Source organism: Cyanobium sp. Morenito 9A2 (assembly GCF_024345575.1).
In the GTDB taxonomy this organism is placed as follows: domain Bacteria; phylum Cyanobacteriota; class Cyanobacteriia; order PCC-6307; family Cyanobiaceae; genus ATX-6F1.
Genome location: NZ_JAGQBJ010000007.1, coordinates 71,986 through 92,924 on the forward strand (window position 1 = coordinate 71,986; position 20,939 = coordinate 92,924).

Annotated in this window: 23 protein-coding genes, 1 other RNA gene and 1 pseudogene; 13 read left to right on the plus strand and 12 right to left on the minus strand. The window is 65.3% G+C overall.

Features of this window, described 5'->3' with window-relative positions:
* Positions 1 to 16 precede the first annotated feature (16 nt).
* The 3 genes from ilvA (at position 17) to KBY88_RS09980 (ending at position 2,549) form a co-directional block, all read left to right on the plus strand.
* Entirely contained in the window at positions 17 to 1,582 is a 1,566-nt protein-coding gene (ilvA, locus tag KBY88_RS09970) for a threonine ammonia-lyase, biosynthetic (RefSeq protein ID WP_254939786.1), read from the plus strand.
* Positions 1,583 to 1,659: 77 nt separating this feature from the next.
* On the plus strand, positions 1,660 to 2,226 hold the full coding sequence (scpB, locus tag KBY88_RS09975) for an SMC-Scp complex subunit ScpB (protein ID WP_254939787.1): 567 nt from the start codon (positions 1,660 to 1,662) through the stop codon (positions 2,224 to 2,226).
* A 26-nt stretch (positions 2,227 to 2,252) separates the two neighbouring features.
* Positions 2,253 to 2,549, plus strand: coding sequence for a YggT family protein (locus KBY88_RS09980; protein ID WP_254939788.1), 297 nt, complete (start codon positions 2,253 to 2,255; stop codon positions 2,547 to 2,549).
* Between the two features lie 28 nt (positions 2,550 to 2,577).
* On the opposite strand, the gene KBY88_RS09985 is transcribed toward KBY88_RS09980, so the two are convergent.
* From KBY88_RS09985 to KBY88_RS09995, 3 genes are read right to left on the minus strand one after another with little or no spacing between them, the layout of a single operon-like run.
* A complete protein-coding gene (locus tag KBY88_RS09985) occupies positions 2,578 to 3,096 on the minus strand; it encodes a hypothetical protein (RefSeq protein ID WP_396102923.1) in 519 nt (172 codons plus the stop codon).
* Complete coding sequence (locus tag KBY88_RS09990) at positions 3,096 to 3,806, minus strand: HD-GYP domain-containing protein (protein WP_254939789.1); 711 nt, start codon at positions 3,804 to 3,806, stop codon at positions 3,096 to 3,098. Before KBY88_RS09990 ends, KBY88_RS09985 begins: the two co-directional genes overlap by 1 nt.
* A 32-nt stretch (positions 3,807 to 3,838) precedes the next feature.
* Positions 3,839 to 4,168 carry a nucleoside triphosphate pyrophosphohydrolase family protein gene (locus tag KBY88_RS09995; protein WP_254939790.1) on the minus strand — a complete coding sequence of 110 codons (330 nt, stop codon included), beginning with the start codon at positions 4,166 to 4,168 and terminating at the stop codon, positions 3,839 to 3,841.
* A gap of 65 nt (positions 4,169 to 4,233) precedes the next feature.
* Between KBY88_RS09995 and pyk the strand changes: the two are divergent.
* From pyk to ftsH, 4 genes and pseudogenes are all read left to right on the plus strand, one after another.
* Positions 4,234 to 5,661: pseudogene (pyk, locus tag KBY88_RS10000) on the plus strand (pyruvate kinase); the annotation flags it as partial.
* A 28-nt stretch (positions 5,662 to 5,689) separates the two neighbouring features.
* Positions 5,690 to 6,919: an ABC transporter permease gene (locus KBY88_RS10005; RefSeq protein ID WP_254939791.1), complete on the plus strand. Its 1,230-nt coding sequence runs from the start codon at positions 5,690 to 5,692 to the stop codon at positions 6,917 to 6,919.
* Positions 6,920 to 7,094: 175 nt separating this feature from the next.
* On the plus strand, positions 7,095 to 7,385 hold the full coding sequence (locus KBY88_RS10010) for a DUF1830 domain-containing protein (RefSeq protein WP_254939792.1): 291 nt from the start codon (positions 7,095 to 7,097) through the stop codon (positions 7,383 to 7,385).
* A gap of 66 nt (positions 7,386 to 7,451) precedes the next feature.
* A complete protein-coding gene (gene ftsH, locus KBY88_RS10015) occupies positions 7,452 to 9,395 on the plus strand; it encodes an ATP-dependent zinc metalloprotease FtsH (protein ID WP_254939793.1) in 1,944 nt (647 codons plus the stop codon).
* Positions 9,396 to 9,546: 151 nt separating this feature from the next.
* Here ftsH and clpP read toward each other — a convergent pair whose 3' ends face one another.
* A complete protein-coding gene (clpP, locus tag KBY88_RS10020) occupies positions 9,547 to 10,137 on the minus strand; it encodes an ATP-dependent Clp endopeptidase proteolytic subunit ClpP (protein WP_254939794.1) in 591 nt (196 codons plus the stop codon).
* A gap of 78 nt (positions 10,138 to 10,215) precedes the next feature.
* On the opposite strand from clpP, the gene psb29 reads away from it, so the two are divergent.
* Positions 10,216 to 10,986 carry a photosystem II biogenesis protein Psp29 gene (gene psb29, locus KBY88_RS10025; protein WP_254939795.1) on the plus strand — a complete coding sequence of 257 codons (771 nt, stop codon included), beginning with the start codon at positions 10,216 to 10,218 and terminating at the stop codon, positions 10,984 to 10,986.
* Here psb29 and KBY88_RS10030 read toward each other — a convergent pair.
* From KBY88_RS10030 to petN, 3 genes are read right to left on the minus strand one after another with little or no spacing between them, the layout of a single operon-like run.
* A complete protein-coding gene (locus KBY88_RS10030; RefSeq protein WP_254939796.1) occupies positions 10,949 to 12,328 on the minus strand; it encodes a hypothetical protein in 1,380 nt (459 codons plus the stop codon). The genes psb29 and KBY88_RS10030 overlap by 38 nt on opposite strands.
* A gap of 8 nt (positions 12,329 to 12,336) precedes the next feature.
* Positions 12,337 to 12,483 carry a hypothetical protein gene (locus KBY88_RS10035; protein ID WP_254939879.1) on the minus strand — a complete coding sequence of 49 codons (147 nt, stop codon included), beginning with the start codon at positions 12,481 to 12,483 and terminating at the stop codon, positions 12,337 to 12,339.
* A 39-nt stretch (positions 12,484 to 12,522) separates the two neighbouring features.
* On the minus strand, positions 12,523 to 12,624 hold the full coding sequence (gene petN, locus KBY88_RS10040) for a cytochrome b6-f complex subunit PetN (protein ID WP_254939797.1): 102 nt from the start codon (positions 12,622 to 12,624) through the stop codon (positions 12,523 to 12,525).
* A 63-nt stretch (positions 12,625 to 12,687) separates the two neighbouring features.
* On the opposite strand from petN, the gene clpS reads away from it, so the two are divergent.
* On the plus strand, positions 12,688 to 12,993 hold the full coding sequence (clpS, locus tag KBY88_RS10045; protein WP_254939798.1) for an ATP-dependent Clp protease adapter ClpS: 306 nt from the start codon (positions 12,688 to 12,690) through the stop codon (positions 12,991 to 12,993).
* On the opposite strand, the gene KBY88_RS10050 is transcribed toward clpS, so the two are convergent.
* Positions 12,990 to 13,310, minus strand: a complete 321-nt coding sequence (locus KBY88_RS10050; RefSeq protein ID WP_254939799.1) for a hypothetical protein — start codon at positions 13,308 to 13,310, stop codon at positions 12,990 to 12,992. The two genes, clpS and KBY88_RS10050, sit on opposite strands and share 4 nt — an antisense overlap.
* Here KBY88_RS10050 and KBY88_RS10055 point away from each other — a divergent pair.
* Complete coding sequence (locus KBY88_RS10055) at positions 13,309 to 13,587, plus strand: DUF2103 domain-containing protein (protein ID WP_254939800.1); 279 nt, start codon at positions 13,309 to 13,311, stop codon at positions 13,585 to 13,587. The two genes, KBY88_RS10050 and KBY88_RS10055, sit on opposite strands and share 2 nt — an antisense overlap.
* 50 nt (positions 13,588 to 13,637) lie before the next feature.
* On the opposite strand, the gene KBY88_RS10060 is transcribed toward KBY88_RS10055, so the two are convergent.
* The 4 genes from KBY88_RS10060 to KBY88_RS10075 form a co-directional block, all read right to left on the minus strand.
* Complete coding sequence (locus tag KBY88_RS10060; protein WP_254939801.1) at positions 13,638 to 14,288, minus strand: hypothetical protein; 651 nt, start codon at positions 14,286 to 14,288, stop codon at positions 13,638 to 13,640.
* A 530-nt stretch (positions 14,289 to 14,818) separates the two neighbouring features.
* Positions 14,819 to 15,000, minus strand: a non-coding RNA gene (gene ssrS, locus KBY88_RS10065) — 6S RNA.
* Between the two features lie 6 nt (positions 15,001 to 15,006).
* Complete coding sequence (locus tag KBY88_RS10070; RefSeq protein WP_254939802.1) at positions 15,007 to 16,266, minus strand: 5-(carboxyamino)imidazole ribonucleotide synthase; 1,260 nt, start codon at positions 16,264 to 16,266, stop codon at positions 15,007 to 15,009.
* A 70-nt stretch (positions 16,267 to 16,336) separates the two neighbouring features.
* Positions 16,337 to 17,218, minus strand: coding sequence for a carbohydrate ABC transporter permease (locus KBY88_RS10075; RefSeq protein WP_254939803.1), 882 nt, complete (start codon positions 17,216 to 17,218; stop codon positions 16,337 to 16,339).
* Positions 17,219 to 17,258: 40 nt separating this feature from the next.
* Here KBY88_RS10075 and KBY88_RS10080 point away from each other — a divergent pair, with 40 nt between their 5' ends.
* From KBY88_RS10080 to aroB, 3 genes are read left to right on the plus strand one after another with little or no spacing between them, the layout of a single operon-like run.
* The gene (locus KBY88_RS10080) at positions 17,259 to 18,548 is read left to right on the plus strand and encodes a type 2 periplasmic-binding domain-containing protein (RefSeq protein ID WP_254939804.1); all 1,290 of its coding nucleotides are present in this window, start codon (positions 17,259 to 17,261) and stop codon (positions 18,546 to 18,548) included.
* On the plus strand, positions 18,545 to 19,822 hold the full coding sequence (locus tag KBY88_RS10085; protein WP_254939805.1) for a mechanosensitive ion channel family protein: 1,278 nt from the start codon (positions 18,545 to 18,547) through the stop codon (positions 19,820 to 19,822). The genes KBY88_RS10080 and KBY88_RS10085 overlap by 4 nt, the downstream gene beginning before the upstream one ends.
* Positions 19,819 to 20,937, plus strand: a complete 1,119-nt coding sequence (gene aroB / locus KBY88_RS10090) for a 3-dehydroquinate synthase (RefSeq protein WP_396102929.1) — start codon at positions 19,819 to 19,821, stop codon at positions 20,935 to 20,937. Before KBY88_RS10085 ends, aroB begins: the two co-directional genes overlap by 4 nt.
* Positions 20,938 to 20,939 lie beyond the last annotated feature (2 nt).

The window sequence follows — 20,939 nt, forward strand, 5'->3', positions numbered from 1 at the left end:
TGGCACACTGGACCCCATGAGCGACTACCTGCAGCGAATCCTCAGGGCCCGGGTCTATGACGTGGCCATCGAATCCCCACTCGAGCGCGCCCCCAACCTCTCGGCGCGGCTGAACAACACCGTGCTGCTGAAACGAGAAGACCTCCAGCCGGTCTTCTCATTCAAATTGAGGGGCGCCTACAACAAGATGGTGGGCCTCAGCCCGAGCGAACGGGCCCGGGGGGTGATTGCCGCCAGCGCCGGCAACCATGCCCAGGGAGTGGCCCTGGCAGCCCAGAAACTGGGCTGCCAGGCGGTGATCGTGATGCCAGTCACCACCCCGGAGATGAAGGTGCGCTCGGTGGCGGCCCGGGGCGCTGAAGTGCTGCTCTACGGCGACACCTACGACGCCGCCTACATCGAGGCCCGTCGGCTGGAGGCGGAGCGTGGCCTCAGCTTCATCCACCCCTTTGACGACCCTGAGGTGATCGCCGGCCAGGGCACCATCGGCCTCGAGATTCTGCGCCAGTGCTCCAGCCCCCCCGATGCCATTTACGTCGCCGTGGGTGGTGGAGGGCTGATCGCCGGCATCAGCGCCTATGTGAAAAGCCTCTGGCCCCAGGTGGAGGTGATCGGCGTGGAGCCGATCGATGCTGACGCCATGACCCGTTCACTGGCGTCGGGGGAGCGCGTGAGCCTGGAGCAGGTGGGCCTGTTTGCCGATGGCGTGGCCGTGCACCGGGTGGGGGAGCACACCTTCGCTCTCGCCCAGCAGCACGTGGACGCGATGGTGACGGTGAGCACCGATGAGATCTGCGCGGCCATCAAAGATGTGTTCGAGGACACGCGCTCGATCCTCGAACCCGCCGGAGCCCTGGCCGTGGCAGGGCTCAAGGCAGATGTCCTGCGGCGCGGGCTCTCGGGGAAGACGCTGGTGGCCGTGGCCTGCGGCGCCAACATGAACTTCGATCGCCTGCGCTTCGTGGCCGAGCGGGCCGAGCTGGGGGAGGAGCGCGAGGCGATGCTGGCGGTGGAAATCCCTGAGCGGCCCGGCAGCCTGCGGCACCTCTGCGAGGTGCTGGGCTCCCACAGCCTCACCGAATTCAGCTACCGCATGGCCGATCCCCGCACCGCCCACATCTTCATGGGTGTGCAGGTCCAGGGCCAGGGCGACACCGAACGCCTCAAGGGACGACTGGAGGCGGCCGGCTTCCCCTGCCTTGATCTGAGCGGCAACGAGCTGGCCAAATTGCACCTGCGCCACATGGTGGGGGGCCGGCTACCGGCCGCCGAAGGGGCAGCATCCGGCCCAGAACCCACCCAGGAACTGCTCTACCGCTTTGAGTTTCCCGAGCGTCCCGGGGCCCTGATGACCTTCGTGAATGCGCTGCACCCCAACTGGACGATCAGCATTTTCCACTACCGCAACCACGGGGCGGATGTGGGCCGGATCGTGGTGGGGGTTCAGGTGAGTGCCAAGGAACGGCAGGCCTGGGGCCGGTTTCTCGAAGGCCTCGGCTACCGCCACTGGGACGAGAGTGACAATCCTGCGTACCACCTTTTTCTCGGCCCCAGCACCGTGCCCAACGCCATGGGGGCCTAAGCGCCCCGGCCTGAAGCCCCTGGCCCGACCCCGATCGATTGCGGTACGGTGCGGATCAGCCCTGCTGGAGCTCGATGATGCCCAGCGACTCGCTCTCGCTGTCGGCCCACCTGGAGGCCATCCTTTATCTCAAAGGCCGGCCCCTCACCCTCGGGGAACTGGCGGAGATCGCCGCCGTGGGGCGCGAAGAGGTGGAACTGGCCCTCCTCACCCTGATGGCCGACTACGCCCACCGGGACACCGCCCTGGAGATTCGCCAGGAGGGTTCCCGTTACGGCCTCCAGCTGCGCGAGAGCCTGGGGAACCTGGTGCAGAACCTGCTGCCGGTGGATCTCTCCACCGCCTCCCTTCGCACCCTGGCCACAATCGCACTCAAGAAACGTCTCCTGCAGTCGGAATTGGTTGAACTCAGGGGCTCTGGGGCCTATGACCACATCAAGGAGCTGCTCAGCCAGGGCTTCATCGAGCGCCGGCGCCAGAGCGATGGTCGCTCCTACTGGCTCACGTTGAGCGAAAAATTCCACCGCACCTTCGCCATCAAGGCCGACGACCTCAGCCCCCGGAGGACGCCAGCCGAGGAACCGTCCCCGTCGGCGAGCCCCGAGCCAGCCCCACCCCACGACATCTGGAAGGACGCTGCATAGAGTCTGGGGATGTTTGACCGCGCCCCATGGAAGCCCTGAGCCTGCTGCTCAACGTGCTTGCCCAGACCCTGAGCATCTACACCCTGATCCTGTTGGTACGGGTTCTGCTCAGTTGGTTCCCCAACCTCGATTGGAGCAACCCCGTGCTCGCGACGGTGAGCTCGATCACGGATCCCTATCTCAATGCCTTCCGTGGCCTGATCCCGCCACTGGGGGGATTGGATCTCTCCGCGATCATCGCCTTCATCGCCCTCAATCTGGTGCAGCAGCTGTTGGGAGGCCTCAGTGCCTCGCTGATGGGCGGCGGCGGAATCGGATACTGAGCAAAAGTGGAGGGAAAGGAGAAGGGGGCTAAGGGATGCTCAGCTGCTGTTCCAGCGGCAGTAATTCGTCGTCACCATCAGGTCGCCGCCTGACCGGGGAGCTGAAGCCCTTTGCTTTCACATGGCTGAAGCGAAACGGCCCGGGGGTGCCCTGCGGCACCGCCAGGCGCAGGGCGAACTCCGAAGCACCCGGGGGCACATCACCGATGGAGCCCACCCGGGTGCGGTTGGGCAGGACGGGCTCACCGCTGGAATCAAGGATCAGGGCAAACACATCGGTGTCGACCACAGCACGGCTACCGGAGTTCAGCACCTGCCCGCGCAGGGCATAACAGCGGGCCTCGGCCTCGCGCCGCAAGGGGGGCTGAGCGCCCACATCATCGGTGGGGCAGGGCTCCAACGTCACGCCACTCACCTGCAGCTCCGCCGCCGCCACGGGCATCACCCAAGGGAGAACAATCAGAAAGACCGCCAAAAGCACCCCAGCGAGGAAGGGGGGTGCCAGCGGCCGCGCCTGGGGGATCAGAGCAAGGGCTGAGCGCCCCATCAAAACAACTGTGGTTCGGCCAGGTCCCTTGCGCCGACCAGGAGATCCCCAACGGTGTTGCCTTCGGGTTGCAGGTAAGAGGGGAAGGATTCAGGTAAGCGATAGTCCTGCAAGCGGAACAAACGCACGCAGGCTTCCACCACTTTGGGATCGAATTTCACCCCTTTGCCACTGATGATCACCCCCAGGGCCGCCTCGAGACCAAGGGCGGCCCGGTAAGGGCGCTCGCTCACCATTGATTCCACCGTGTCAGCCACCGCGAGAATGCGAGCGGCCTGGCAGATGGCTTCACCCTTGAGCTCGTCGGGGTAGCCCGTGCCATCGAGCCGCTCATGGTGCTGGAGGACCGCCAGGTTCATCGGCAGCGGCAACGGGATGTTGCGCAGGACGGCGTAGCCCGTGACCGGATGGCCCGTGATGGCGGCCAACTCAGCGATCGAGAGCTGACTGGGCTTGCTGACGATGTCAATGGGCATGGCAATCATGCCGATGTCATGAAGCAGCCCGCCGATGCGGATGCAGGCGACGGCCTCGCTGGTGAGGCCAAGCTCCACGGCGATGGCAGCGGCCAGGTCCGCCATCCGGTGGGAATGGACAAAGGTGAGAGTGTCCCGAGCCTCGAGCACGGCCAGTAGAGCGCGCAGCGTGCCCTTGAAGACCACAAGCTCTGGAAGTGGTTGCTCCGACAGTGGCTTAAGCAGCGGCTCCAAGATGGAAACTCGGCAGCACTGAACTTTAGGTCTCACCGAGCGTCTCCGCTACCGGAAATCACGTTTCGTACCGCCCGATCGGCCAACTTGCTCAGGTTCTCCTGGGCGATCTCCTCAAGGCTGAACCCGAGTTCGCTGGCAAGTTGGGCCACGTACCAGAGCACATCGCCGAGCTCAAGTTTGAGGCCATTGAGCACCGTGTCATCGAAGCGCCCATCTTGATCGCGCAAGACCTTCTTGACCTTGTCGGCCACCTCACCCGCCTCACCGCAGAGGCCGAGGGTGGGGTAGATGGGGTTGGCGCCCACCTGGGGGTAGCGGGCGGTCTGGCGTGCCCGTTGCTGGTATCCGTCGAGCTCCATGGGGCGACGATCAGATCAAAGACCTGGCCGGATGGTAGTTTCCGCAAAATCCTTCGGCCCTACCGATGGCCCTGAGCGATCTGACGCGGCGCACCAAGATCGTGGCCACCATCGGCCCCGCCACTGAGTCCCCTGAGCGGCTCAAACAACTGATTCAGGCTGGGGCGACCACCTTCCGTCTGAACTTCTCCCACGGCGACCATGCCGACCATGCCGCCCGTATCGTCACCATCCGCCAGGTGGCTGCTGAGCTGGGGATCCATATCGGCATCCTCCAGGATCTCCAGGGCCCCAAGATCCGCCTGGGGCGTTTCGACTCCGGACCGATCAACCTGGCCAGCGGCGACCCCTTCGCGCTCACCTCCCGCGAGGTGAGCTGCAACCAGTCCATCGCCACCGTCACCTACGACAAGCTGGCCGATGAGGTGATGGAAGGTTGTCGCATTCTGTTGGATGACGGCCGGGTTGAAATGGTGGTCGAATCGATCAACATTCCAGAGCAGACCCTCCATTGCCGCGTCACCGTTGGGGGGGTGCTCTCCAACAACAAAGGGGTGAACTTCCCCGACGTGCAGCTCTCAATCCGCGCCATGACCCCCAAGGACCGCGAGGATCTGGCCTTCGGTCTGGCCCAGGGGGTGGACTGGGTGGCGCTCAGCTTCGTGCGCAATCCCGCCGACATGGAAGAGATCCGCGAGCTGATCCGAAGCCTTGGCCACTCCACCCCGGTGATCGCCAAAATCGAGAAGTTTGAGGCGATTGATCAGATCGACGCCATCCTTCCGCTCTGCGACGGTGTGATGGTGGCCCGGGGCGATCTGGGGGTGGAGATGCCCGCCGAAGAAGTGCCGCTGCTGCAGAAGGAACTGATCCGCAAATCCAATAGCCTGGGCATACCGATCATCACGGCGACCCAGATGCTGGACAGCATGGCGAGCTGCCCCAGACCCACCCGCGCCGAAGTGAGCGATGTGGCCAACGCCATTCTCGATGGCACCGACGCCGTGATGCTCTCCAACGAGACTGCCGTCGGTGATTTCCCGGTGGAAGCTGTCGCGACCATGGCCCAGATCGCCCGGCGCATCGAACGCGACTACCCCCTGCGCACCCTCGACAGCCACATCGCCAGCACGATTCCCAACGCCATCAGCCAGGCGGTGAGCAGCATCGCCCGCCAGCTCGGCGCAGCGGCCATCCTCCCCCTCACCAAAAGCGGTTCCACCGCCCGTAACGTGAGCAAGTTCCGGCCTGCCACCCCGATCCTGGCGATCACCAGCGAGGAGAAGGTGGCGCGCCAACTGCAGCTCGTGTGGGGGGTTAATCCATTGCTGATCCTGGCCCAAGACTCCACCAGTGGAACGTTCTCCCAGGCCATGGCCGTCGCCCAGGACCTGGGCCTGCTTCGGGAAGGCGACCTGGTGGTTCAGACCGCCGGCACGCTCACGGGCGTCAGCGGCTCCACTGACCTGGTGAAGGTGGGCATCGTCTCCGCCGACAACAGCTCCAACTGGGCCTGAGCCCATGGCGGCCCAGCTTCCCCTGAGGGAAACCGTGGTGATGGCCCTCAGCACGCTGAAGGCCAATCGCCTGCGCAGCCTGCTCACGATGCTGGGGATCGTGATCGGGAACGCCTCGGTGATCACCCTGGTGGGGGTGGGAACCGGGGCCCAGAACCTGGCCGAGGGTCAGCTCAACACCCTGGGCGCCAATGTTTTGTTCATCGTGCCCGGCAACAACGACACCCGCCGCCAGGGGATTGACACTCCCAAGACGTTGGTGCTTGAGGACGCAGAGGCGATTGCTCAGCAGGTGCCCAGCATCCGACGGGTCGCCCCCCAGGTCACCCTCAATGAGGTGGTTCAGGCCGGCTCCAACAGTGCCAACGCCAGCATCTCCGGGATCACCCCCGAGTTCCTGACCGTGCGGCGCTTTGATGTGGCCCAAGGACGGTTCCTGAGCCAGCAGGACCTGCAATCGGCCCGCAATGTGACGGTGATCGGTCCCGACCTGCGGGACAAGTTGCTTCCCGTGGGATCTCCGATCGGCCGCAGCATTCGCATCCGTGACCAATCCTTCCAGGTGATCGGAGTGATGGCCCCCAAGGGGGCGGTGTTCGGCTCCAACCAGGACGAAGCCGCCTACATCCCGCTCACCACCATGGTGAGCAAACTCAGCGGCCGCGATCCCACCTACGGGGTGAGCCTCAGCTTCATCAGCGTTGAGGCGCGGGACGAAGCCAGCACCGACGCCGCCAAGTTTCAGATCACCAACCTGTTGCGCCAGCGGCACAAAATCCTCCGGGAAGACGACTTCGCCGTTCGCTCCCAAAAGGACGCCCTCTCGATCGTGGGCACGATCACCGGCGGTCTGACGCTGATGCTGGCGGCCATTGGTGGGGTATCGCTGTTGGTGGGTGGCATCGGAATCATGAACATCATGCTTGTGTCGGTGAGCGAGCGCACCGAGGAGATCGGTCTGCGCAAGGCCGTGGGCGCCCGCAGCCATGACGTCCTGCTGCAGTTCCTGGTGGAATCGTTGGTGCTGGCTGCCCTGGGCGGGGTGATCGGCAGCGCCGTGGGTCTGGCGGCGATCGCAGGGGTTGCCCGGTTCACCGCCCTGCCGGCGGCGATCGGCGCCGGCAGCGTGCTGTTCACCGTCGGGCTCTCAGGATCGATCGGTCTCTTCTTTGGTGTTGTGCCCGCCCGACGGGCGGCGCGCCTGGATCCGATCACCGCCCTGCGCAGCCTTTAACGCCGCGCAAGCGGTCTCCTCAGGCGGCTTGGAGCCTGGTCAGGGAACCTGTGCCACATCCTCCGGCTGGCCTCATTCCCTTGAGAAACCCTTAAGAAACGCAAACCGTCGTGGTCGTCACCAAGAGGGCCAAGCCTTGGTGGCTTGATGGTGATTCATTGATGAGGATCCTCCTTTGGCGTTGCTCTCCTGCGGCTATCGCAATGCCAGCGACCGCATGGTGATCCTGCGCTGTTGCGGGCCCCAGGAGTACTACCTTGAAAGGGTCGTGTTTCCTTTCGAGCTGCTCAGCTTCAGTGCGCCGAAGGGATGCGAAGTGGAGATCTGGACCCACGACCTGGGGGGTCCCAGCCTGCTTGAGACGATCGCAGTAGGGGAGCTGATCATCGAAGAACAGCTCAACGAGCCCTCCGAACTGGATGAGCTGGTTGCGGAAGGCGTCGTGGCGGGCGGTCTGCGCGGCTGAGCGCGTCGTTGGCGGCCACGCCAGCGACGGAGGGGCTCTTACAGTTCTCGAAAATCAGCCCGACCGATGAACCAGCGCTGGCGCCAGTTTGCTCTCTGGGTGCTCCCCCTTGCCGTGGCCGCCTTTTTCGGTTGGCAACTGCTGGGCCAGGGCGGGATTGACACCTTCAAGGCTGGGACGAATTCCAACTCCAACACAGCCCGGGTGGCGGCGCGCAACACTGCCGTGGCACGCATGAGCTACGGGCGCTTCCTTGACTACATCGAGGCCGGCAGGGTCACCGCTGTGGATGTGTTTGACGGCGGCCGCACCGCCGTGGTCGAGGCGGTGGACCCCGATCTCGACAACCGAGTTCAGCGCCTGCGGGTCGACCTGCCTGGACTGGCCCCTGAACTGATCAACCGTCTCAAGGATCAGGGCATCAGCTTCGATGTGCATCCCCCCCGCACCACGCCGCCGGTGCTGGGCATTCTGGGCAATCTGCTCTTTCCCCTGCTCCTGATCGGCGCCTTGATCTTCCTGGCGCGTCGCTCCTCAGGCATGCCCGGAGGCCCCGGCCAGGCGATGCAGTTCGGCAAGACCAAGGCACGTTTCGCCATGGAGGCACAGACCGGCGTCAAGTTCGATGACGTGGCTGGCGTGGAGGAGGCCAAGCAAGACCTTCAGGAGGTCGTCACCTTCCTGAAGACCCCCGAACGCTTTACCTCTGTGGGCGCCAAGATTCCCAAAGGCGTGCTCCTGGTGGGCCCCCCCGGCACGGGCAAGACCCTCTTGGCCAAGGCGATTGCTGGTGAGGCTGGGGTCCCCTTCTTCTCGCTCTCGGGATCCGAATTCGTGGAGATGTTCGTCGGGGTGGGTGCCAGCCGAGTGCGCGATTTGTTCAAGCGGGCGAAGGAAAACAGCCCCTGCCTGATCTTCATCGATGAAATCGACGCTGTGGGACGCCAGCGGGGCGCCGGCATCGGCGGCGGCAACGATGAGCGTGAGCAGACCCTCAACCAGTTGCTGACCGAGATGGACGGCTTCGAGGGAAACAGCGGAGTCATCATCATTGCTGCGACCAACCGCGCCGACGTGCTGGATTCGGCGCTGCTGCGCCCCGGCCGCTTCGACCGCCAGGTGGGCGTTGATCCGCCTGACATCAAGGGGCGGCTCTCGATCCTCAACGTGCATTCCCGCAACAAGAAGCTCGCGGGGGACGTCTCGCTCGAAGCGATTGCCCGCCGAACGCCAGGCTTCACTGGTGCCGATCTGGCCAACCTGCTCAACGAAGCCGCGATCCTCACCGCTCGCCGCCGTAAGGAGGCCACCAGCCTGGCCGAGATCGACGATGCCGTGGACCGGGTGATCGCCGGCATGGAGGGCAAGCCCCTCACTGATGGCCGTAGCAAGCGCCTCATCGCGTACCACGAAGTTGGCCATGCCCTGGTGGGCACCCTGGTGAAACAACATGACCCCGTTCAGAAGGTGACCTTGATCCCCCGTGGCCAGGCCCAGGGACTCACCTGGTTCTCCCCCGACGAGGAACAGATGCTGGTGAGCCGCTCCCAGCTCAAGGCGCGCATCATGGGAGCCCTGGGTGGACGGGCGGCGGAAGCTGTGGTCTTCGGCCATGCGGAAGTGACCACGGGAGCTGGCGGCGACATCCAGCAGGTGGCTTCCATGGCCCGACAGATGGTGACGCGGTTCGGCATGAGCGATCTTGGTCCGGTGTCACTCGAGGCAGGCAGCCAGGAGGTGTTTTTGGGCCGTGATCTGATGACGCGCAGCGACGTATCCGATTCGATCGCGAGCAAGATTGACGATGCGGTCCGGGGTATTGTTCAAGCCGCCTACCAGGAAACCCTGGACCTAGTGGGTCAGCACCGGGAGGCGATGGATCGTCTTGTAGAACTCTTGATCGAAAAGGAAAGCCTTGATGGCGATGAATTTCGCACCATTGTCGCTGAATTTGCTGACATTCCAGAGAAGGACCGTTATTCACCGCTGATCAACAACACAGCGAGTTGATTGGCAAAAATCCCCACAAAAAACGAACATACAAATAAACGTTAAATCTAACGATTTAACGTTTATTTAAAGCGTCCATCGAATGGGGGCAAAGCAGCCATTGAATGGTTTTAATCTTTGATGATCTTGTGCATGGAGGTAAGGACGACGCTCAGACTGAACGAATCGGACGCTTTTCGATCACCTTATCGATCAGCCCGTAGGCCTGAGCTTCATGGGGAGACATGAAGAAGTCGCGGTCGGTGTCCTGTTGGATGCGCTCGAGGGGCTGGCCTGTGCGCTCGGAGAGTTCGGTGTTGAGCTTGTCCTTGAGATAGAGAATCTCATCGGCCTGAATGCGAATGTCACTCGCCTGACCTCGAGCGCCGCCTAGGGGCTGGTGGATCATGATCCGCGAGTGATGGAGGCTGCTGCGCTTGCCCTTGGCGCCGGCATTGAGCAGGAACGCTCCCATGCTGGCCGCCAACCCCACACAGACGGTCTGCACATCGGGCTTGATGTGCTGCATGGTGTCGAAGATTCCAAGACCGTCATAGACGGATCCACCCGGTGAATTGATGTAGAGGAAGATGTCCTTTTCGGGATCTTCGGCTTCCAGAAACAGCAACTGAGCCACGATCCGATTGGCCGATTCGGCGGTGACCGGTTCGCCCAGAAAGATGATGCGCTCCCGCAGCAACCGGGAATAGATGTCGAACGCACGCTCGCCCCGGCCGGACTCTTCGATCACGATCGGGATCATGGGCAGGGACGCGTCAGCTGGACCGATCTTAACGAGCGCCGCGAGCGCTAGGGTCCTCGCACTCCCAGAGCGAGAAGTGTGAGCACCAGCCTCACCGTGTCAGACAGCAAGCGCGCCTTCCACCGCGCCTTCCCCTACGTGATCGCTCCCCTCTACCGGCGGGTCGTCGATGAGCTTCTGGTCGAGCTGCATCTGCTCAGCCACCAGAAAGGCTTCCAGCCGGATGCTTTGTTCGCCGCTGGCCTGGTGCAGGTGTTTGACGGCTTCGCCCGCGGCTACCGGCCGCCCGAGCAGAAAGAGCCCTTGTTTGTGGCGCTCTGCGCCTCCTCCGGATTCGAGGCCAGCGCCTTGCGCGACCAGCGCCAGGCGGCCGTGGATGCCGTCAGTGGCCACGATCTGGAGACGGTGAAACAGTGGCTCGATCACCAGGGGGAGGGTGCCCCCGAACCCCTGGGCAGTGCTCTGGCCAGCATTCAGCGGCCCGAATTCCACTACACGCGTCTCCTGGCCGTGGGGCTTCTGAGCCTGCTTCAGCAGGCCAAAGGCGCTGAATCCATGGAGCCGGAAGCCCTGCGCCAGGCCTCCCATGAGGTTGCCGAGCGGATTGGACTGATCCGCAGCCGTGTTGACAAGGACCTGGGGATCTATGCCTCCAACCTCGAGCGCATGGCCCAGGCAGTGGAGCTGATGGAGGAAACCGTGGCGGCCGAACGCCGCCGCCGCGAACGGGCGGCCAACGGCGAGGCTGAAGCCACTGAATCATTGGCCACCGCCCCAGACAGCGCCAGCACGCAGCTGGAAGCTGGCGGACTCAACGCGGCTGAGACGGCAGCTGCAGAGAGCCACTGAGGCCGTTACTGCCAGCCGAGCCAGCCCCGCTGAACAGGCTGAGCCGCTCGGCACGTTGCACCAGAGCCGGCAGATCACCCGGCAGAAGCCCTTGGGCCGCCAGGGCTGACGGCCGGGCCAGAAGCTCCATGGCCGCCCTGCCCTGGGCACGCGCGTCAGGCCAGGGGGCTGTGGATCCAGCGATGGACGGATCAGGTCCCAGGAAGAACAGCAACTGAGGCTCACCAGCCGTCGCCGGGTTCACCCAACGCCAGCCCCCCACCACGGTGCGATCGTCTCGCTCCCAGGAACTCGTGGGTAGCACCGAGGGGCTGCTGACGGGGCGCCGGGAGCTGGATTCAACCAGGCCCTGATCAAGCAAGGCCTGACGCAGCGGCGCCAGCAGGGCCGCCCACTCGGAGCGCTTGGCACCCACCATCAATTGCAACTCAAGCGAAGCCTGGAAAGGGCCCTTCTCCAGGGGCTTCAGACGCAGCAAGAAAGGCGTGCGCCGCAGCAGGGCCCGTTGGCGATCCCCGATGCCGTAGCGGCTTGACAAGGGCTCGCGGATGATCTGGCGATTGAGCAGATCCCCCAGCAGGAACTCCAAGCGCTCACCCCGCAGCTCAAGCAGCCCATCCCCAGCCAAGCGGCTCGGCGGTTGCTGGATGGGCACGGGGGCCGGTGGACGGCTCGCCAGGGCAGGGGCGGAGGCTGTTTCCCCTTGCCATGTCAAGGTCTCCCCGTGGCCCGTCAATTCCAGGCAGCCTTGCTGAAAGCGCTGCACCAACGAGGAGAGTGGACCCAGCATCTGCCCAAGGGCCGCATCGGTCCAGTACACCGCCTGCTGGCTGAGCAGCTGGCTGACGCAACGTTGCTCTAGGCCCCGGGGCCGGCGCTGCTTGAGGGCCAAAGGCTCCTTGAGCAGAGCGGCGGCCAGGGGGTCGGGAGCCAGAACGACCAAATCATCGACCCGCATGCTGCCGGCGGGTAGCGGCACGGCGGCGGCCTTGAAACTGCTGGCGCTCAAGACCAGATAGAGCCCCCCATCACCGTGGCGACCCCAGAATTGCCACCAGGTGCCGCGCTGGTACCTCCAGAGCCGGCGGGAGCTCTCCTGACCTAGGCGCTGGAGCCACAGTTCAGGTGCGCCTCGGCGTGGATCAGCCGGAAAGCTCTGCAGCAGCGCCGCAGCACTCAGCACCCGCTCCAGCCCCTTGGCCTGGGGCCTGGGGTGACGCGTGAGCCAGAGGGAAGGTACCAGCACCAGCAACGCCGTGACCGCAACCGTTCCGGCCGCCGGAAAGGGCGGCCGAGGGCTGCGCAGGGAGCCGGCCAGGCTCGCCAGCGAGCGAAATTCCATGGCGGACCTCAGGAGCGCCGCACGCTTGGGGAGCTGTTGCGGCGTCGGCGGTCACGCCATTCCACCGTGGAGAGATAAATCACACCGGCGCTCACGAACACCAGTAAACCAACCGCCAAGGTGGCAAGCACCATGTTGAGCTGCAGTTCGCTCATCGGGAGCTCCGTTCAGCGGCGGACCACTAAAGGGAACACTCAGAAATTGATACTGCCGTCGCCGTTGCGGCCCCAGACCACGAAGGCGATCGAGAGGGTGAAGACCGCCGCCAGCGCAGCCCAGCCCAAGGAGATCAACATGGCGCCTTCAGAACAGCAATCGACGCCACTGTACCTAGGCTTGGGGGCGGTTCGACCTTGGCCATGAACCCGCTGAGCGCCTCCCCCAGCCGCAGCCAGCCGGTGCTGGAGCGCCGCCGGCTCCAGGAGCCCTACCCCACCTACAACGTGGTCGTGCTTGATGACGACGTGAACACCTTTCAGTATGTGGTGGACTGCCTGGTGCGCTACATCCCGGCCATGGGACCCGATCGGGCTTGGGAACTGGCCCAGCGCATCGATAGCCAGGGTTCGGCGGTGGTCTGGAGCGGACCGATGGAGCAAGCCGAGCTCTACCACCTGCAGCTCAGCACGGAGGGGCTGACCATGGCCCCCCTGGAGAGGACCTAGACCGCCTGTCGGCTGCGCCGGGTGAGCTCCAGCAGGTTGCGGGTGCGGAGGGTGCGGGCCTGGGCATCAATGACATAGCTCAGCAACCGACCCGAGCAGACCGCCAGCCCGCTGACCCGATCAGGCCCGGGTGCGGCATGGCTGACCACTTCAACCGGCTCACCAAGGGCGTCGCTGAGGCGCTCGGCAATGATCCGCCGCTCGCGGGAGGGATCAGCTTCGGGGGCCCTTTGCGGATCAGCCGGCATCCCGAAGGGGGCAGCGACGGCCATGTTGGCAGACTTTCTAGGCTGGTGGTCGCTGGGGCACAACAGCATGGGGCGCGTGGTGATCACCCACAGCACCTACATCGAAGGTCTGATCCCGCTCCTCAAAGCCCTCGCCGCCGAACCCGGCATCGACACGGTCACCCCGGCAGTGATCTGCCGGGTCAAAGGGCGCTCGGATCAGCTGCGCCTGCGGGTGTCAACACCGATCCAGGGGGGCCACAAGCTGCTCGCCCGCCGTGGCCATTCCGCCCAGGAAGTGTTCGTGATCGGCGACTGGAGCAAAGAACGCCTGGAGCAAGGTCTCGCGCGACTGATGGGCCGTTGATACCACCCATCCGACCGATGGGCCCTCTGCGATCACAGGCGGAGCGTGGCTCAGGTCTTGAACTGCTCCCATGCCTCAAGGAGGGTGTAGGCGGCGGTCTTGCGGAGCCAGATGCCGTGGTCACCCCCCTGATCGGGGTGCCAGCTTTGGAGCTTGCGCCGCCAGATCGCCCGAATCACCATCCAATCGGTGCCTGGTTCGACCCCCAGTTCGGCGCAGGCCTGGCGGTAGCGGTCATCGAGGGGAATCTGCGTCCCCGTCGTGGGCTCCATCTCCGGCCCAGGCGTCTCACCAGTGGTCCCTGCAACCTGCTGGGGTTCCGGCCGACCCCCACGGGGGGCCGGCGACGGGGCGGCCGGGGGACGGGTGGCCGGCTCTGGTGCAGGTCCCTTGGAGGGGGCCGGCCCGGCTTTAACCCGCCTGTTGAAGTAGGACGGCCGCCGGGGCCCATGGAAGGTCGGACGGCGGCGGAGGGGATTCTCACGCACCAGGCCCCGGGCAATGAACCCAGCCCCCGCCACCACGAAGATCGCTGGCGACCAAAGCATCAGCAGGCTGTCTTCGGCGATCTGGGCATTGCCCGAGCGCCGCTCATGGTCGGCGTTGGCGATGATCAGCACGGCGAGCAGGGCCCCGATCACCAGACTGATCAGGCCATAGCGGATCCGCTCAGAACGCATCTTCGAGCGGCTGGTGGGCATCGCCGGATCACGCCTGACGCAGTTGGCTATGACCTTAATGGCCTCGCCAGGGGGCGATCACGGCCAGGGCGCTCACATTGATGGGCTGAAGGTGCGGCCCGGATGGAGCGCATCGTCGGCAGGGTGGATGTCAGACCGGCGTCAGCGAGGCTCACAACGGCGGTCAATCCGGCCGGCGGAAGCCTGCACGGACAGGCTGAGGGGGTGGGTTCTCTGCGGCGACAGCAAACCGTGGACGACAACACAGCCAGCCGAATCAAGGGGGTTCTGGGGTAATCCAGGGTACCTGTTGCCCCGAGAGCAGACCAGGGCCCCACGGAGCGGGGCCGCACCCAGGGGATCAGCTGTGGGGGCAGGCGCGCCAGCACTCCTGGTGATCCATGGGGAGATGGGGTGGGGGAGCAGCCGGGAGCTATTGACGCTCAGCCCGGACCGCTTGGAAGCCAATTCGAATGGAAAAAGGGAGCCAGTCCCAACGGGTTGGGGACGGCCCCCCCATCGGGAAGGGCTCCCGTCGATTGGCTCAGAAAGGGTGGACCGCTGTGCCGTTCTGCCCCAGATTCCGACCTGGATGAACCAGAAGGGGGGTCAAAGCGGGGTTCCGTTTCCAGCTCAAGGCCGGCCTACGTTGCCGTCGCGACAGACCCCCCAAGTCGAAAAGGGAGTCAGATCAGAAAACTGTAGAAGGCAGTGACCAACACAGAAGCCCGAACTGATTCTAAGGGGCAGGGGCGCTCGGAAGGGGCCAGATCGCACGAATCTCCGCGAGCCGTCGTGCTGCTTCCTGCTCCAGATCAGGGGGGTTGTTCGATTCCAGCAGCACGGTGAGGTGGCCTAGCTTGCGCCAGGGCCTGGACTCCCGTTTGCCGTACCAATGCACGTGGGAGCCGCTGAGTTGGGACAGGGCCGCCAGCCGTTCGGCCTCCTGACCTCCGCTCTGCCCAAGGCCCAGCAGATTCACCATCAAGGCGCCAGGCACCAGCAAATCGGTGGACGCCAGGGGCGCACCGCTGACGATCCGCACCTGCTGATCGAACTGACTGGCCGCACAGGCCTCGATGGTGTAATGACCGGAGTTGTGGGTGCGAGGGGCCAGCTCGTTCACCAGCAGACCGCCGGAGCCGTAGAAGAACTCGATCGAAAGCACGCCCACGTAGTCGAGACTGGCGAGGATCGAGGCCGCCACATTGCGGGCCAGGGCTTCAACGGCATGCTCCACCTGGGCGGGAGCGAACACCCAATCGCAGACCTGTTGGTGCTGATGGGTGCAGGCCAAAGGGAACCAGCCCACCTCGCCAGAGCCATCACGGCAGGCCACCAGGGCGAACTCCTGATCGAAATCCACGAATTCCTCGAGGATCCAATCCGCCGGTTCCACCCTCTCCAGCAGGGCCTCCAACGCCGGCTGATCGGGGATCAGGACGGTCCCCTTGCCGTCGTAGCCGCCAGTGGCCGCCTTGGCCATCAGCGGGTACCCCAGGGAGGCCATCGGATTCACGGCGATGGCCGCTTCAGAGGTGGAGCCATCAGCTGGTGCTCCATCGCCCGCTGACGCAGCGGGGTCCAGCGCCAACCGTCCCTGGAGTTGATCCAGGGGCCACCAGCGCGGTGAAGGCAGATGCAGGCGCTCCAGCAGCTCCCGCTGACGGCGCTTGTTCACCAGGGGTTCGAGTGCCGCCAGGCTGGGTCGAAACATCAGTCCTTCGGCCGCCAAAGGAGCCAGGGCCTCCAGGTCGAGCCATTCGTTCTCGAAGCTGATCGCTCGGCAACCCGCCCCGAGGCGCCGGGTGGCGTCCGCATCGGCCAGATCGGCCATCACAACGGCCGTGGCCAGACCCGTGGCGGGATCGTCCGTGGAGGGGGTCTGCACGTGCAGCTCCACACCTTGCTGGGCGGCTGCCTCGGCCAGCATCAGGGCCAGCTGCCCCCCACCGACGATGCCAATCGCCGCGATTGCAGGGGTTTCCGCGCCACTCAACGTCCCACCTCAACCCCTGGGGCTTGTGGGGGCCAGCTTGCCACCCGCCGCTGGCCCCCGCCCCCGGGCCTCAGGTGAGTCCTCTCTCACCCGCCACCAGGAAGCGCAGCAACGACAAAAGGAGCACAATGACGAAGAGGGCCAGCCCCACGGTGCAGGCATAGCTGATCTCCAGTTCGGAAAAGGCCTGGTCGTAGACGTAGTAGACGAGGGTGCGCGTGCCATCGGCGGGGCCGCCCTGGGTCATCAGGAACACCTCTTCGAACACCTTGGTGGCCGAAATAGCCGAAATCACCGCCACCAGGGTGATGTAGGGGCGCAGAAGCGGCAGGGTGATGTCCAGGTGCCTGCGCCAGCCCTCGCTGCCATCAAGGGAGGCCGCCTCATAGAGATCGGGGGAGATGCCCTGGAGGCCCGCCAGGAAGATGACCATGAAGTATCCCAGGCCCTTCCATAGGGTCACCACCATCACAGAAGGCAGGGCGAGGCGTGGATCGGTGAGGAAACCGATGGCCTCGAATCGTTCCCCCAGCAGGGCCAGGAGCCAGCCATTGAGCAGGCCGTTTTCGGCATAGAGCCAGCGAAAGGCAATCGCCGCCACCACGATCGACACCAGCACAGGTGTGTAGAAAGCACCCCGAAACAGGTGAATGCCCGGCAGCTGACGGTTCACCAGCACAGCCAGGGCAAGGGAGCCGACCACGATCGGTGGCACCACGCCTACCAGATAGAGAAAGGTGGTGCCGAGCACCCGGTAGAACATCGGGTCGTGGGCCAGCCGCCGCAGGTTGGCCAGGCCAATGAACGTCAGGGGCTCACTGACATCGAGGCCGCTCTGGCTGAAGCTCATCACCAGCGCCATCAGCGCCGGCACCAGCACCGAAAGGCCAATCAGCACGAGGGCCGGGGCCAGAAAACCCCAGGCGGTGAATGGGGCGCGGGCCGGAACCATGCTGAGAGTCGGCTGAAGGAAGGTTATCTACCCTTGCGGGGTGAGCCCCCTCCATCCGATCACGACCACCCGCCTCGCCGCTGCACTGCTCGCCCTGGCGGCGCCCCTTGCCCTCGTGGCAGCCTGCTCGGCTCCGAACAATCAAGCAACCCAAGAGCTGGCGGGCACGGTTTATCTGTACATCGGACTCAGTCCCGACTACCTGGCGAACCAGACGCAGGATGAGCACATCCGCTCACTGCTGGGTCGATTCATCAAGGATTTCAGGCTGATTCACCCCAGGGTCGGGGTGCAGCTGCTCTTCTTCCCCGAAGAGGAGGTGCAGGGAGAGGTGACCCGCCGCAACCGCACCGGCCTCGGCCCGGATCTGATGCTGGTGAACGGCAGTTCCGCCATGGCCATGCACCTCGCAGGCCAGACCCGCACGGTGCCTGTGCCAGAAGCGATCAGTTTCCAGGTGGAACCGGCGATGCTCAACAGTTTCCGCAGCGGCAAGGGATTGACCGCCTTGCCGGTGTTCAGCCAGCCCCAGGTGGCCTGCTACGACCGCAAGCAGATCAAGGAGGCCCCGAAAACCCTGGAAGCGCTGTTGAAAGTGAGCGCCCAGGGGGCCCCGATCGGCTTGCCCCTGGAGCCCGTCGATCTCTACTGGACCGCCGGCGGCTTCGGGGCGACCGCGGCCCTGGCGCACCTGCTGCAACCCCAGGGCGCCTCAGCCCCGTGGCAGGAGTTGACACCCGCTGATCACGCCGGCCTACTGCGCTGGCTCAACTGGCTGGACCAGGCCGGCGGCCAGCAACGGGTGAACTTCTACGGCAGCACCGATGACTTGCTCAGTGGGCTGGAGAAGGGGGATCTGGCCTGGATCGCCTGCCGCAGTCGTCATCTGGTCCGCCTGCGTCGGGAGATGGGGTCCCGCCTCGGCGTGTCGCCCCTGCCGTCAGGACCCGAGGGAACCGCCAGCCCGATCGCCCGCCTGCGGGTTTGGGCGTTCGGGCGGGACTCCAGCCCGGAGCAGCGGCGCATCAGCCAGGCGCTGGCCGAATTCAGCGTCAACCCATTGGTGCAGCGGGCCGCCACGTTGAGCAGTGACGATGCCCTGCCGGTGAACCGCTTTGTGGACGTGCCCGTCACCAGCTCCCGGGTGCTGGCCGCCCTGCAGAAGGGCATGGCCCAGTCGGAGGCCTACAACCTCTTCAACGTGAACCTGCTGGAGGGAGATCCGCGCGAGAGCATTCTTCGCGACGTGCTCACCTCGATGATCTTCGGGGCCGCCGATGGTCCCCAGTCCAGCGCGATCCTGATCCGCCGTCTCTCCCAGCGACCATGAACCTGCTGCTGTACGAGATCGGTGGCTGGTTCGGCTACCTGCAACGCCCTTCGGTGGTGGTTCAGCTGCTGGGCTGGCTGGCCATCATGATCAGCCTGCACCTGGCCCTGCTGCCCCATTGGCGCCGTTCGCCGATCCGGTTCGAAGCGCTCAAGCTGGGGCTGATCCTCATGTGGAGCGCGCTGCTCGGGCTCCTGGGCCAGCCCTTTGCCCTGGCGCTGTTCTTCGCTGGTCTGCAGGGCCTCTGGATCCTGCTGGAGGCGTTTCGGGTGCTGTTGCTGCGGCACTGGGAGCCGCGGGTCGTGCAGAGCGTCTACACCCAGGTGATCAAGCCGGCCTTCTTCCTCGTCGCGGCCCTGGGACTGATTCGGAGGCTCGACAACCTCAACGATCTGGCGGTGATCCCGCTGGGGATCTACTTCGGAACCGCGATCAACCTCGGCCAGCTGTTCACGGCTGCAGCCACGCTCTACCTGCTGGTGACCGCCTCGGGGCTCCCGGCGATCTGGCTGGCCTGGCTGCTGCAGCGCAGCCTCGGCATCAGTCAGAGCGGCCGGCGGGCCCTTGAGCTGATGATCCGCTACATGTTGGTGGGAATCGGCATCCTGCTGGTGATCGATCACCTCGGGATCAAGGGCAATGCGATCCTGGCGATCGCCGGGGGCCTCTCTGTGGGCCTGGGATTCGGCATCAAGGAGGTGTTCTCCAACTTCGTCAGCGGCCTCTGGTTGCTGGTGGAGGGGTCGGTGCGCCCCGGGGAGGTGCTGTTCATCGATGGAGACCCCTGCGAGGTGCGCAGCCTCGGCCTGCGGGCCGCGGTGCTCTGGCGCGACCGGGACAATGCCGAACTGGTGATCCCCAACCAGACCTTCTTCACGAACACCACCACCACCTACACCGGCAGCGACAGCCTGCGGCGCAGCCAGGTGCTGGTATCGGCCGCCTACCGGCACGACCCGGAGGCGGTGGTGGAGCTGCTCGAGGCCACCGCCTCCGGTTGCACCCGGGTGTTGGCCGAGCCGGCGCCCAAGGCCCTGCTCCTGGGCTATGGCGATTCGGCGGTCAATTACGCCGTGCGCTTCTGGATCGCCAACCCGATGGACAACATCGGCATCTGCAGCGACGTGGCCCAGGCGATCTGGCACGCCTTCAAGGCAAAGAACATCGAGATTCCCTTTCCGCAGCTGGAGCTGCGAGCGAAGCCCTCCCCTGGGGCGCGGCCGGGGCCAGAGCAGACTGGGGCCAGGCCCCCGAGCAAGCCCACGCATCCGTGACCCGCACCGTCCCCGCCCCCCTGCGCACGATTCCAGTCGAGCTGGAGGCCCATCCCTATCCCATCCACCTCGCAGACGGTGGGCTCGAACAGCTGGGGGTGTTGATGGGGCAGGCGGGCCTGGGGGCGGGCACCAAGGTGCTGCTGGTGAGCAACCCGCTGGTGGAGGGCTTCTACGGCCACCAGGTGCGCGCCAGCCTGCAGGGGGCAGGCTTCGTGGTGAGCACCACGGTGGTGGAGGCCGGCGAAGAGCAGAAGACCCCCGCCACCCTGGGGCTGATTCATGACGGGGCCTTCGCCGCCCGGCTGGAGCGCGGCTCAGCGATCGTCGCCCTCGGTGGGGGCGTGGTGGGCGACATGGCCGGCTTTGCCGCCGCCACCTGGCTGCGCGGCATTGCCGTGGTGCAGGTGCCCACCACCCTCCTGGCGATGGTGGATGCGGCGATCGGCGGCAAGACCGGCGTGAACCACCCGGGCGGCAAGAACCTGATCGGGGCCTTCCACCAGCCGAAGCTGGTGCTGATCGACCCCGGCACCCTCGCCACCCTGCCGGAACGGGAGTTCCGGGCCGGCATGGCGGAGGTGATCAAGTATGGCGTGATCGGCGATCCCGATCTGTTTGCTGAACTGGAGGGCGCCGCCGATCTCTCGCGGCTAGACGGGCTGGATCCGGCTCTGTTGCAGGGGCTTCTTGAGCGCTCCGCCGCCGCTAAAGCCCGGGTGGTGGCGGCCGATGAACGGGAAGGGGGCCTGCGGGCGATCCTCAACTACGGCCACACCCTCGGCCATGCGGTCGAAAACCTGAGCGGCTACGGCACCTTCCTGCACGGGGAGGCGGTGGGGCTGGGGATGCTGGCGGCCGGCGCCATCGCCGTCGCCTCGGGCCTCTGGAGCGTCGAGGACCAGCAGCGCCAGCGGGCCCTGATCGCCAAGGCGGGGCTGCCCCTGTGCCTGCCGTCTCTTGATCCAGCAGCCGTGCTCAGCAGCCTGCAGAGCGACAAGAAGGTGCGCGATGGACGCGTGCGCTTCGTGCTCCCCACGGCGATCGGCCACGTGGAGATCCGCGACGACGTGGAGCCCTCCCTGATCCGCCAGGTGCTCGCCGAGCTCAGCTGAGC